11 protein-coding genes are annotated in these 13,553 nt (G+C 59.0%); all 11 read left to right on the top strand.

All coding sequences use genetic code 11. The features are described from left to right. Positions 1-268 precede the first annotated feature (268 nt). The 11 genes from EKD03_RS18660 (at position 269) to EKD03_RS01065 (ending at position 13,534) form a co-directional block, all read left to right on the top strand. Positions 269-823, top strand: a complete 555-nt coding sequence (locus tag EKD03_RS18660) for a helix-turn-helix domain-containing protein (protein ID WP_194085934.1) — start codon at positions 269-271, stop codon at positions 821-823. A 200-nt stretch (positions 824-1,023) separates the two neighbouring features. Next, positions 1,024-2,376 (top strand): tetratricopeptide repeat protein, encoded by a 1,353-nt coding sequence (locus EKD03_RS01105; protein WP_129626408.1) that lies wholly within the window; start codon positions 1,024-1,026, stop codon positions 2,374-2,376. 57 nt (positions 2,377-2,433) lie between these two features. After that, entirely contained in the window at positions 2,434-3,495 is a 1,062-nt protein-coding gene (locus tag EKD03_RS01100) for a DUF4352 domain-containing protein (protein ID WP_129626406.1), read from the top strand. Between the two features lie 82 nt (positions 3,496-3,577). Next, complete coding sequence (locus EKD03_RS01095; protein ID WP_129626404.1) at positions 3,578-5,242, top strand: lamin tail domain-containing protein; 1,665 nt, start codon at positions 3,578-3,580, stop codon at positions 5,240-5,242. A 111-nt stretch (positions 5,243-5,353) separates the two neighbouring features. After that, positions 5,354-6,322: an ROK family protein gene (locus tag EKD03_RS01090; RefSeq protein ID WP_129626402.1), complete on the top strand. Its 969-nt coding sequence runs from the start codon at positions 5,354-5,356 to the stop codon at positions 6,320-6,322. Positions 6,323-6,536: 214 nt separating this feature from the next. Continuing rightward, positions 6,537-6,686, top strand: a complete 150-nt coding sequence (locus tag EKD03_RS18570) for a hypothetical protein (protein WP_006561000.1) — start codon at positions 6,537-6,539, stop codon at positions 6,684-6,686. After that, complete coding sequence (locus EKD03_RS01085; protein WP_129626400.1) at positions 6,683-8,704, top strand: hypothetical protein; 2,022 nt, start codon at positions 6,683-6,685, stop codon at positions 8,702-8,704. Before EKD03_RS18570 ends, EKD03_RS01085 begins: the two co-directional genes overlap by 4 nt. 219 nt (positions 8,705-8,923) lie before the next feature. Beyond that, on the top strand, positions 8,924-9,820 hold the full coding sequence (locus EKD03_RS01080) for a HEAT repeat domain-containing protein (RefSeq protein ID WP_129626398.1): 897 nt from the start codon (positions 8,924-8,926) through the stop codon (positions 9,818-9,820). A gap of 14 nt (positions 9,821-9,834) precedes the next feature. Further along, positions 9,835-10,641 (top strand): PIG-L deacetylase family protein, encoded by an 807-nt coding sequence (locus tag EKD03_RS01075; RefSeq protein WP_129626396.1) that lies wholly within the window; start codon positions 9,835-9,837, stop codon positions 10,639-10,641. Next, positions 10,638-11,720 (top strand): lipid II:glycine glycyltransferase FemX, encoded by a 1,083-nt coding sequence (locus EKD03_RS01070; protein ID WP_129626394.1) that lies wholly within the window; start codon positions 10,638-10,640, stop codon positions 11,718-11,720. The genes EKD03_RS01075 and EKD03_RS01070 overlap by 4 nt, the downstream gene beginning before the upstream one ends. Positions 11,721-11,968: 248 nt before the next feature. After that, on the top strand, positions 11,969-13,534 hold the full coding sequence (locus tag EKD03_RS01065) for a UDP-N-acetylmuramoyl-L-alanyl-D-glutamate--2,6-diaminopimelate ligase (protein ID WP_129626392.1): 1,566 nt from the start codon (positions 11,969-11,971) through the stop codon (positions 13,532-13,534). Positions 13,535-13,553: the final 19 nt, after the last annotated feature.

Raw genomic sequence — 13,553 nt, 5'->3', positions numbered from 1 at the left:
GGTGAGGTGCTGTTTTTTCATGCCACCAGTCTAAGTGACGTGGCGATAGAACACAAGAGGTCTTAATTTACGGACTATTCAATAGTCCTTTACATAGAATCTAGTATACCCATAGAACATGTGCCAAGCCACCTCCGGTGGGGTTTGAGGCCCAGCCCCAAGAACGTTGCACATGCCCTGAGTATACCCACTTGCAACTATCCGTTGCCGTGTTAGAATAGATCGTGTAGGAATAAGCGCCTAATATCAATGCATGATGGAGTAGTCAATGAGTGACGAATACCAATACCCGCCAACCCAACCGCGCACACGGGTTCGTCAGGAATGGGATGCCCAGCGCATTCGGGCCTTGCGGGAGTTTATGGGTATGACCCAGCAACAAATGGCGGATGAACTCGAAGTGCGCCAACAGACCATTAGCGAGTGGGAGACAGGCACCCACCGCCCGCATCGATCCACTCAAAAGACACTCTCGATGATCGCTGAACAGGCCGGTTTCGTCTATCAGATCGAACAACCACCAGTACCGGGCGAGGTGACAGACGAGGTGACAGACGAGGTGACAGACGAGGTGACAGACGAGGTGACAGACGAGGTGACGGACGAGGTGACGGACGAAGTACCGGGCAAGGTGACGGACGAGGTGACAGACGAGGTGACAGACGAGGTGACAGACGAGGTGACAGACGAGGTGACAGACGAGGTGACGGGCGAGGTGACGGGCGAGGTGACGGGCGAGGTGACGGACGAGGTGACGGGCGAGGTAACGAGCGAAGTACCGGGCGAGGTGACGAGCGAGGTGACGAGCGAAGTGACAGAATGATAGATCTACAATAGACTGTAACCTCCCAGCAAAAAACTCTTTGCACTTTGCATTCGTTAGGCATGCATTCGCCCCGTATTGGTGCGATGTGAACGCTTGGCATGTGTTGACCCTTGCTTAGCGGTGTGCTAAAATGACGCCTAGGTTCAAAAACCTCTGGTCTTCTCTGCCCACGATGGGCGTAGGAGGAAGGACTGCGCATGGCGGAGCCGGATAGCCTTATGCAACTTGGGATCGAGGCCGCCCGCGATGGAAACAAAGAGGAGGCGCGCAACCTCTTCCGCCTGCTCACACTCCAAGACCCTGCTAACGCCCAGGCGTGGCTCTGGCTTGCTGGTGTGGCAGAGAATCGCGAGGAACGGCAAGCATCTCTCGAACGGGTGGTCGAGATTGATCCGACCAACGAAATGGCGATCAAGGGGCTACAAGCTCTAGGGGTCACTCCCGGCAGCCCTGCTGTTGCCCCCACCCCTGAACCACTTCCAGTCCCGGTAGCGGCACCGGTAGCCGCAGCACCGATTGACGATCCCTTTGGCGACGATGATGATCCCTTTGCTGAACTGAACAACCTCTCTGATGTCATGGCTGATTCGGAAGGGCCGGTGCGCCGCAATGAGCCACCTCCGCCCCCAGTGAGCCTTGATGATGATGCACTGCCCTCGCCGGTGATGACAAGTAGTAGTACCGGGCGCGGGAGCAATAGTAGTAGTACCGGGCGCGGGAGCAGTAGCAGTAGCAGTAGTAGCTATCGCCGGAGTAGCCTCTACGATGATGATGGAAGTGATACCGTTCCAGCCCGTCGCGGAATCAGTCCACTACTGGCGATTCTGATGGCATTGGTTGGTATTCTGCTCATTGGCCTCTTGGTGATCTTCTTCCTCTTCCGTGATCCCGGCCCGCAGGTGGCAACACAACCACCACCCACGGTTGCCGCCCCTCCGACAAGCCAGTTGGTACCTACCATGGATAGTCTGGAGCCAACGTCGGTGTTGGGTAGTGATCCAGGCGTGACGACCACGACCGAAACAACCTTGCCGTCTGATGCGACGAACGTCCCTGTTGATGCGACAGCGGAGCCAGTTAACGAGCCGACCACACCGCCAGTGAGTGGTGGCGATCTTGCGCAGGCCAATCCAGCGATTGTGGCGGCCAGCACTCCACTCCAGAGCGATGGCTGGATCTATGACTTCAACCAACCCACCTATGCCGCACCGATTGTTGGCCCCATCCAGCAGCTTCAATCCAACAACGGTCGCTTCGTGGTGGTGCTGGTCTTTGTCTCTAATACCAGTGGTACAACCCAGACCATCCCAGCCGATTTCTTCGTGATCAAGGATGCTCAGGGGCGGATCTGGCAGGCTCGCCCTGAGGTCTCGGATGCGTATGTGGTTCCAGGTGTGAATGCCGACCAGAGCCATTCGCAGCCCATCCCGTCCGATGGCTTGACCTATAGTGTGGCGCTGATCTTTGATGTGGCACCCGATGCCACCAATCTGGTCTTCTTTGCCCGCACCAATCCGGCCCAGGGTTGGCTCATTCTGAGTAATGTGTAGGCGTTCAATGTGCGTGGGGGGATCACGCGATCTCCCCACGTATATGTGTTGCCCCCTGTGACCGACCAAACCACCAAACCACAACTCGAAGCGCTCCTGCGGAGTGGCGTCGCCGCCGCTCGTGCGGGTCGTCGTGGGGCTGCCCGCGATCTCTTTCTGGCGATGAGCCGTGTCTATCCTACCGATGTGCGGGTCTGGTTGGGCTTAGCCAAGGTCGCCGCCGATGATGATGAGCAGCGCCGGGCGCTCGAACAGGTGCTCGCGCTCGATCCACAGCACCTCCAAGCCCGCCAACGGCTGGCACAACTCGCACCACCACCCGAAGCAGTTCCTCCACCACTGACACCTACACCTACACCCACCGCGCCCCCCGCAGCACCGGAGCAACCTGTTGGCCCGCACACGCCCCACTTCCCGCTGCTCAATCGGTTGGCACTCGTGGTGATCGTGCTGCTACTGTTGGGGATCATTGCGCTCTTCGGCATACATCAATGGGGTGTTGCCCAACCAGTTGCAACGCAGCCCACTCAACCCACCGCCATTCTTCAAGTTGATCCTAGCCCTAGCCCTCTGCCGACGCTCATACCTACCGCCGCACCGCCAATCCCGTCCACGCCCCCAACCCGTCCGCCCCTTCCGCCAACGCTGCCCGCGCCTAGCCCGACCCCACCAACCAGTTTGCCGTTGGGGATGGTAGTGGAGGCTGATGGCTGGAGTACGACCCTGCTGCGCCCCGACTATAGTCTGGTGTTCGATACAAGTATTGGCGAACTCCAGCCCTCCGGGCGCTTCGTGTTGGTGCTGATGGCGGTGGCGAATAATAGTGCTGAGGCGCGCCTGATTCCGCTCGATCTCTTCACCTTGGTTGATGCGCGTGGCCGCAGTTTTAGTCCCCTTCCGAATGCTTCAAGCACCTACCTCAGCCTCTATCCCCGTGGCCAGTATGGTGATCTGGCGTTAGAAGAACGCCTCGCAGCCCAGAGCGGGATGCGCAGTGTGCCGATCATCTTTGATGTGCCGCGTGATGCCACCGGCCTCAAGTTGATGGTGCGAGCAAGTGGCAACCTCGGCTGGCCGATTGAGCAACCCACACCCTCCACAGTAAATGTTGGCCCGTAGAACCAAACCTTTTTCCTCCTTCGCACGGTATAGCTAGTATAGTGGCGAAGCATCGCTCCGACACGACGAAGGAGGCTATGCCGTGCGTTATGCTGCGCTCTTGTTGCTCATGCTGGGGCTGACTCTCTGCCTCCACCCGCTGGTTCACGCATCCGATCATCCGATCCTGATCAATGAATTTATGCCCGATCCGAGTTTCGGTAATGAATGGGTCGAGATTCTGAATGGCGGTGCAGTACCAGTTGATCTGAGTGGCTGGCAGATTGATGATCAGGCCGTCGGTAAGCCCGGCTTGGTGCTTCCGGCTGGTATGATCATTGCGCCAGGGGAGCGTCTGGTCTTTACATGGGCAGCGAATATCCTCAATCGCGATGGCGATACGCTTCAACTGCTCGATCCGCAGGGTGTGGTGATTGATAGATACACCTACCATGCTGCCCAACTTGATCTGGCGCTGGCGCGGATGCCCGATGCGGGTGCGATCTGGGAGTGGATGCCGCCGAGCATGGGTCAGCCCAATAGCCCGCTTGATCCCACACCGACCGCAACGCTCATCCCGACGATGACGGTCACCTTCACGCCGACGCCTGCACCGAGTGCCACGCCGACGCCTGCACCGAGTGCCACGCCAACGCCTGCACCGAGTGCCACGCCAACGCCTGCACCGAGTGCCACGCCGACACCTGCACCGAGTACCACGCCGACGCCTGCACCGAGTGCCACGCCGACGCCTGCACCGAGTGCCACGCCGACGCCTGCACCGAGTGCCACGCCTAGCCCCTCACCAACCCCCGACATTCGCTGGGGGAGTATCCAGATTCACGAGATTGCGGCCGCCAGCGATCCCGAATGGATCGAGATCATCAATCTGGGGGAAGAACCAATCCTGATGCTGGATTGGTCGGTGCAGCGAAGCTCTACACAGACAAGTACGCGCTCTATTCCTGAAACGATCCTCGCACCCGGAGAACGGGTGGTGTTGAGTTTCACCAAGGGCTTCTTGCCCAATGATGGAGCCAGTCTTGCGCTCTATAGTGCCAGTGGTATGCTCATAAGCGAAGTTGTGAGCTATCCGCCCATGGGAGCCAGTCAGGTCTATGCCCTGCAACCCGATGGCAATTGGGTGATTAATGATACGCCCTCGCCCAATGCGCCAAATCCCTTACCCACCCCCACCGCGATACCAAGCCCTAGCCCCACCACGACGGCCACGTACAGCCCCACCGCCACCCGCGAGCCGACCGCCACGCGGACACCCACCGCCACCCGCGAGCCAACCACCACGCGGACACCCACCGCCACCCGCGAGCCGACCGCCACGCGGACACCCACCGCCACCCGCGAGCCGACCGCCACGCGAACGCCCACCGCCACCCGCGAGCCGACCGCCACGCGGACACCCAAAGCGACCATCGTGATCCTGAACAACGTAACGGGACAAGCTGAACCCACCCAGTCAGCGCTGCCACCAACCAGCGTCACCATAATTGCTCCGCCTGCACAACTGTTAGCCGTGCAACACACCCCAAGCCCGCCCTACCGTGGGATACCCAGCGCCCCCATCCAGCAGCAACAACCAAGCCCCAAGCCCACACAGGCCGTGCGACCAGAGCCGGTAGCCTCCCAAGCACCGAGTCCATGGCCAACCAACCTGCTCGGCGGCATCGGGATCGTTATTGGTTGTGGGCTGGCAGTTATTGATCTAAAACGTGGGGTGAAGAAGACACCCGATGAACCTATGCTATAATCCACACACACAACAAGGCTGGTTTACCCAGGCTTTCGAACGCCCCACACCCACCATACCTCTGGGGTTCGGATCGCATCGCATGCCCCAAGAACCTGAAAGGAGACCTCTATGACCGATCTGCATACGCTGATCAGGGAGCGCCTGTCGCACAATCGTGGCGGGTTGCTAGGCAGTCAGGGCTATATCTTGGGTGTCGATCTCGGCAGTTATGGCCTACGAACCGCACTGGTTGATCTGGCGCACAGCACCATCATCAGTAGCGATGCCGAGATCAAACAGACAGAACCGGATGCGATTGTCGAACATGCAATCGGTATGGCGCGTGGCCTCCTCAAGCAAGCCGACATTACAGCGGATCGTTTGGTGCGGGTCGGGGTTGGTTTTGGTGGCCCGATTGATCTGCGCCGTGGGGTCATCCGTCTCGCTCCGCGTATGGAGGGCTGGGAGAACTACCCGCTTCAGGAACGTTTTGAGCAGGCGTTTGATACGGTGACGCTGATTGACAATGATGCGAACCTAATTGCGCTTGGCGAAGCGATGTTTGGTGCGGCCAAAGATTGCCAGCATGTCTTCTATATGCACCTGAGCAGTGGTGTGGGTGGTGGTGCGGTACTGAATGGCCGCCTCTATCACGGTGCAACCTCAACCGCCGGTGAGATTGGCCATGCAGTGGTGGGCCGGGGTTGGGATGGCACAGGCCGCCCAGAGACATTGGAGGAACTGGTCTCCATCCGTGCCCTCTTGCGGCGCGCCAAGAGCCTCGGCTTAGAGACTGAGAACCTCGCTGACATCTTCAGCAACCATCCGGCAGGCCAACAGGTGGTTCATGAGACAGTCGAACTCATCGCCACTCGTTGCGCCCAGATTGTCGCACTCCTCGACCCAGAGATGATCGTTCTAGGCGGGATTGTGGTACGTATGGGTGGCGAGTCGTTTGTTCAGGCGATTGGCGATAAGATGCACAGTTGCGTCACCCCCCAATTTGTCCAGCCTATCCCAGTTGTTGCCTCTACTCTTGGCCCAGATAGCGTGACGATGGGGGCAGTGGCGTTAGCGCTCGATAGTTTGGTTGATTAGGTTGGTGTTGTTTGGCGGCTTCGCCGCCAAACAACACCAAAAATTGAGGGTTGGGGCGTAGCCCCAAGGACGTTGCACATGCCCTACAACCCCCTCGGCTAGTTGCACAGACAAGAACGCAATGCTATAATTCGCCAAGGTTGGGCATGTTCGCTACCAGGTAAGCGGAGAGACAACGTGTCTCTCGGCTTCGTGCTGTTTTGAGCGGGGTACTATGGACGCGAAACTAATCGTCTTTGGTGAGACATCACTTGATAAACTGCTCCAGTGGCTACGCTCCAGTGGCGAGCCGAAAGACATCCGGGAGGTATTGATTCAGTATCTCCAGATCCTTAGCAAGTCGGTGACGGAGGATAGCGAATGACAGTCGCCTCGTTTCAGGGCAGCGCGAGTCAGCAGGAATTAGCCGCAGAGGTCTTTCAGTTGATGACGACGCAGGGCGCGCTCTTTGCGGTTGATGCGCCAATCCGGCAATCGCTTGATAATCTCGCCGAGTTTCTGTCGGGGAAGTATCGGCGTGACCGGAACGAGATTGCTGCCGATATTGATGCCGCGCTGACGGTGAATGATCAGGTCTTTACCCGTGAAGTGACGGAGCAGGGGGTTCTCTTCATTACGTCACGTCAGGGCATGTATGTGCCGCGCTCAATGGTGGATACCCACTCCTTCAAGCAGCGCCTCCACGATCCTGAGCATCCCTTGCCGGTGGATGATATTAGTGTAGTGGTCTCGACTTCGCGGCCAGCGATTACGACGGTAGAGCCGGTCTTTATCTCCGACTATTGGCAGGTGCAGGCGGGGATGGCTCCCATGACTGCGGTGCCAATGGAGGCCATGGGCCATGCCAGTATGGTGACGGCTGTCCCGGTATCACCGGAGTTTGTAGCCGAGCCAGAGCCGGTGGTGGTTGAGCCGGTGGCCGCTGAGCCAGAGCCGGTGGCCGTCGAGCCGGAGCCGGTGGTCGTCGAGCCGGAGCCGGTGGTCGTCGAGCCGGTGGTGGTTGAGGTGGTACCAACCAAACCAGAGCCGGTGGCCGCTGAGCCGGAGCCAGCCCCGGTACCGAGTAAGCCAAGCCGTGAAACTACGAGTGAGCGGAATAGCTTGGTGAGCCTGCCTGAGGGCTTGACGATCAATCTAAGCCTGCCGGTTGAGCAGATTCTTGCGGATCAGGGCGAGCGTTTGGAGCAGATTCTGGTTCATCGTCTGGATCAGGACACGCTGCGCCGGATCGTCAGCTTTGGCCGAAGTTACTACCCTGAGGCCAGTGTCACGAACCTGGGCAAGAATGATCTACGCCGCATCCGCGACTATATCTTGGAGCGCAACGAGCCGCTGCTGGATACCGAGATCATTGCCGATCTGTACCATCATTTGCCGCGCCAAGCGGATTATGAGGGGTTCCGTTTCTCACTCAACTATCGGCTGCATCGTGAGAAGGACTTTGAGTTTGTCGGCGTTGAAGGTGCCCGGCTCTGGTCTACCAAGGGCTTGCCACCAATTGGCGGTAAGCGGGTGAAGGCAGCCGAAATGGGCCAGATCACCTCGTACTTGGTGGAAGGCGCTGATAACAGCCTCGAATTGCAGAGTGCCGAGGCGATCCATAGCACTGGGAGCATCACCCGCCTACTCACCTTCTTTGAGTGGGAGTATGGGGTACTGCCGTTTGATGCGAGTATTGCCGCTCTCATACCAACCCCGATGCTGCCCGATCAGCGCAGCGCGGTGTTGCGCTTCGATTCGCCCCAGCACTACACCTCCTACCTCGTAGAGGTGCGCTACCCCACCGGCAACCGTGGAGGCTGGCTCCAGGGTCTTGAGGAGTACTTCCGCGATCATCTGGTGCCCGGCGCGATGATCACCATCAGCCGGGGTGCCGAGCCGAACCTCTTCACGATCAGCTATGAGGAAGCGGCTGAATCGAGTGACCGCTTGCTCACCTTGGATGAGAAGAAGAACAAGTTCGCCTTCGCTAACATGAGCTACTTCTGTGCGGTGGATGCCGATCAGGTACCGAGCCAGACGCGCTATGGGCGGCTGAAGAACCTCAAGTCGCTGCCAATGGGCGAGCGACGCAAGTCTGAGGTGGTACTCGAACATGTCTTTGAGGTGATGGGCGAACAGGTGGGGAGTCGCAGTGAGCCACGCTATCTGCTCGCGATGGACGACCTGCTGCTGGCATTCAATGTGTTACGTCCGGGTTCACGCAGCTTGCTCGAACAGTTGCTGGCGCATAGTGATCCCTTCAGTAACCATGCCGATGGGCGCTACCTCTTTACCCCGGCCCCGCGTGATGAGGACAATACGCCCGAGGAGGTAGTGGAAGAGGAAGACCTTCAGCCTACGCGCCGCCGTTTCGGACGTTATAGCGACGACGACGAGTAGTGCAACCCCTAGTTTCAGGGTTTGAGCAAAGTCACCTCCGATGGGAATCGGGGGCGACTTCCTACCCCCGAAAATCTTTTTTGTGGTGTTTTGGCGGCTACGTCGCCAAAACACCACAAAAATTGGGGTTTGGGGCGCAGCCCCAAGAACTTTGCACATGCCCTGCCCCTAGCTTCCAGGAAGCTTTGATCTCCCGCCGAGCGAAGAATATGGTTAGCTATGCGTTTTGAAGATCAGATCGCCCAACTAGGTGACCTCGCCCGACCGCTCTTGCACCACGAGTTGCGCGTTCTGGCCAACCTCGAACCAGAGAGCCTCAAGGTCTTTTGGCAGCTATGGCGCCACTTCCCCGCTGAACGGCGCGTGGCTATTCTGCGCGATTTTGATGCCCTGGCTGAAGATAACATTGATCTGGATTTTCGTCCCGTCTTGCGCGCATGCCTGTATGACTCCGATGCCGAGGTGCGGGTAGCGGCGATCAATGGGCTGTGGGAGGATGAGAGTGAGGCGACCATGGATCGCCTGATCGCGCTTATAGCTGATGTATCGGGGGCGGTGCGCGTGGCAGCGGTGGTGGCATTGGCCACCTTCGCCCATCGGGGCGAATTGGGCGAACTGTCTGCCCCAGCGACCCAGCGGGTCTATCAGGCACTATGGGCAGCCGCCACCAACCCGGAACAACCGCTTGATGTGCAACGGCGAGCCGTGGAGGGCTTGGGCTATTTCACGCATTCCAATGATGTTCAAGCTGAAATAGGGCGCGCTTATGCGCATCCTGAATTGGCAGTACGCGAGAGTGCGCTGCGTGCCATGGGGCGTTCGATGCAGCCCGCATGGTTCCCCTTTATCGAACGCGAACTGAAGAGTCCCTCGCCCGCCTTACGTTACGAGGCGGCGCGGGCAGTCGGCGAACTGGGCGAAGAGGGAACACCATTCTTGCCCGCCTTGCTGCCCCTGGTTGATGATGAGGATACGGAGATCTCCACCACTGCGATCTGGGCCTTGGGCCAGGTGGGTGGCGCAAGTGCCAAGCGGGTGTTGCAACGTGTAGCCCGCTCAAAGGACGAATCACGGCGGGCCGCTGCGACCGAGGCGTTGGAGGAGATCAATATCTAACCTTGGAGGGCCGTATGCCATCCCACTATACCCGGATTGAAGATCTCGCCCCACACTATGACCATATCTACCTCTCACCACATCTTGATGATGCTGTCCTCTCCTGCGCCGGAAGTATTGCCAACTTCATCGCCGCCCACCAGTCGGTGTTGGTGGTGACGGTCTGTGCTGGTAGCCCACCGGCCAATGGCCCCTTCAGCCCGTTTGCCCAGCATCAGCATCACCAGTGGCGCTTACCACCGGATCAGGCGGTTCAGCAGCGTATTCTAGAGGATATTGCGGCTCTAGAGACCCTTGGAGCCGACTGTCTGCTGCTCGATCTGCTCGATGCGATCTATCGCATACCCGCTGCCTACCACGATGAATCCAGTCTGTTTGGCTTGGTGGTGCCAGGTGATCCGCTTGGTCCAGCCCTCCGCGCCCAGATGGCCGCATTGGTGGCGCGCTACCCCAACGCTATCTTCTATGCCCCACTAGCGGTAGGGATGCATGTTGATCATCAGGCAACCTATACGGTGGCCGCCGAATTTGTGCGTGGGGGGGTGAATATCGCCTTCTATGAGGATTTTCCCTATGTGACCGTTAATGGGGCGTTGGAGCGTCGTTTGGCGCAGCTTGGTGGTGCCGAACTCTTCCTCCCCGTGGTGATCACTATTGATGCCACACTTCCGCGCAAAATCAGTGCGATTGAATCCTATACCAGCCAGATCATCGCCCTCTTTGGTGATCTCCCAACAATGGCAGCGCGTGTCACCGCCTATGCCGAAGGGCTACGCCCAGACGCGGGTACCTATGGTGAGCGGATCTGGATGCCACGATGAGTATCGTTGCCCACCCACTGCACCCGCGCCATGGGGAACTGGCGTTGCTCGAACCCGATCTGGCCACATGGGATGCCTTTGTTGATACCCATCCGCAAGGGCATCTGCTACAAAGCAGTGCGTGGAGCCTACTCAAAGCCAGCGCGGGTTGGTCGGCACGCCGGGTGGTGGTGTTGGATCACGCTGGTACACTACTGGCTGGAGCGCAGGTGCTCTTCCGCTACCAGTACGGACTGGCGGTGGCCTATACCCCACGTGGCCCGCTCTTCAGTGACGATGCAACCGCGAATCGGCTCTTGCTGCATGGATTGACCCGGCTGGCGCGGCGGCAACGGGCGATCTTTGTGCGCCTCGAACCCAATCTGACCACCCAGCATCCCCTGGCTGACGCCATCCACACATGGATCCTCCTCCAAGGTCTGCACCCCGAACGTACCATTCAGCCCCGCAGCAGCGTGCATGTGGCGATCAACCGCCCTAGCGAGACGATCTTTGCCAGCTTCAGCAAAGGCCATCGCGCCGATATTCGGCGCGCCGAACGCAACGCGGTGGTGGTGCGGATCGGTACGGAGCGCGACATCCCCGCTTTCTACGCGATTATGCAGGCAACTGGTGCGCGTGCCAACTTCGGTATCCATAGCGAGGCGTATTATCGCACCGCGTGGCAATGCCTCCAACCGCGCAGCCATCTGCTCCTCGCCGAGATCGAGGGCCGGGTGGTCGCGGCACACATGGTCTTTGCCGATGCGCAGTGTGGAAGCTACCTCTACAGCGGCGCAGACGAGGTTGGCTTGAAGGCAGGAGCGAATCATCTGTTAGAATGGCACGCCATCCAGTGGGCGGCGCACCTGGGTTGCCACAGCTACGACATGTGGGGCATCCCCGATGCCTTCGGCCAAGCGCTTGAGGCCGACGAAACTACCCGTACAGCGCTCGAGCAAAGCGCCCAGTCCGATCCCCTGATCGGGGTCTACCGCTTCAAGAAGGGCTTTGGTGGCCAGATCGTGCGCTACCTTCCGGCTTATGATCTGCTACTCATTCCCCCGCTCTATACCCTGGCACGCCAGCGGATTGGCTAACGCAGGGCATGTGCAAAGTCCTTGGGGCTACGCCCCAAGCCCCATTTTTTGTGGTGTTTTGGCGGCTGCGCCGCCAAAACACCACAAAAAATTTCTGCGGGGGCGGCGCAGCCGCCCCCGCACCCCCACCGGAGATGACTTCGCACATGCCCTATTGGGTAACGTGCAATGCTTGCCCCAAACTAGCAATAATCGGGTACAATCCTCATAGTCGGAAATATTCTCTCAAGGGCACTATTGTAGATTCTATGAGCGTCACGCTGCGCGACCTGCTGGTTGGTCTTGAGACCATTGGCCAGCCCACCGACCTTGACATCCCTATTTTGGGGTTAGCCTACGATTCGCGCCAAGTGCGGCCGGGTTGGCTCTTTGTGGCCGTCCGTGGCTTTCATGTTGATGGGCATCAATATGTTGATCATGCCCTGAAGGCGGGTGCGGTAGCGCTGGTGGTTGATGTGCGCCACTGGGATGGCCCAACAACGCTGGGGGTACCGCTGATCACCGTGGCCGATAGCCGCGTGGCTCTTGCACCGTTGGCGGCCAACTTCTATGCTCGCCCCGGTGCGCAGTTGCGTACCATCGGGATTACTGGCACCAAGGGCAAGAGCACCACCACCGATCTCGTCAGTCAGGTCTTGGAGGGAGGCGGGCTGAGCACCGGGATGATTAGTACGGTGGATTTTAAGATCGGCAGCCGCCGTTGGCCCAATACAACCCGCCAGAGTACCCCTGAAGCCCCGGAGATCCAGGGTTTGTTACGCGAGATGGTTGATGCGGGATGTACCTATGCGGTGCTTGAATCAACCTCCCATGCCCTCTCGCCACACTGGAACCGCTTGGGGAATGTCTATTTTGATGTGGCAGTCTTCCTCAATGTAACCCACGAACACCTCGACTACCATGGCAGTTTCGAGCAGTACCGTGCCGACAAGACACGCCTCTTCGCGCTGTTGGGCGAAGGTCAGTCGGAGGCGTGTTGCCACCTAGGAGCGGGTTCTGAACGTGCGGTGTGGGCGATTGCGAATGCCGATGACCCCAACTACCAGTTCTTCCTTGATGCGGCCCCGATCTATGCGCGTCGGCTCACCTTTGGGGTGCGGGCAGAAGCGGATCTGCGTGCCCACGAGGTGCAGACGGGGCCGAGTGGATCGCATCTGCGGGTGACAACGCCGTGGGGCGAAGCGCAGATCCACCTCCAGATTCCTGGCAGTTTCAACGTCTCCAACGCGCTGGCGGCACTGAGTGTGGCGCTCAGTCAAGGGGTGCCGCTGGAACGAGCAATTGCGGCGCTGGAAGCGGTACCGGGTATTCGGGGCCGCATGCAGCCGATCCATATGGGCCAGCCGTTTGATGTGATTGTTGACTATGCCCACAATCCCGACTCCTTCGAGCAGGTGTTAAGCATGCTGCGCCCACTAACGAAAGGGCGGATCATTGCCGTTTTTGGAAGTGCTGGTGAACGTGATCGCGCCAAACGCGCCGTGCAGGGCGAGATTGCTGGCCGTTATGCCGATCTCCTGGTGCTCACCGACGAAGATCCGCGTGGTGAAGATCCGGCCGCGATTATTGCCGAACTTGTTGAGGGGGCGGAGCGCGTTGGGAAACGCTCCGGGGATGGCTATTGTTGTATTCCCAACCGCAGTGAAGCAATTCATGTTGCGATTGCGGCAGCCCAACCCGGTGATCTCGTTCTCTTGCTGGGGAAAGGCCACGAGGGTACGATCATCTATGCGAGTGGTGCTATTCCATGGGACGAAGCCGAAGTTGCGCGACAAGCACTTCGCTCGTTGGGCTATCCAGTCTCTGATGCCTGATGGATCCACCATCTGAATC

The sequence above is a fragment of the Candidatus Oscillochloris fontis genome, assembly GCF_004138135.1.
Classification (GTDB): domain Bacteria; phylum Chloroflexota; class Chloroflexia; order Chloroflexales; family Chloroflexaceae; genus Oscillochloris; species Oscillochloris fontis.
This window is presented reverse-complemented; position numbering and strand designations above follow the sequence as displayed.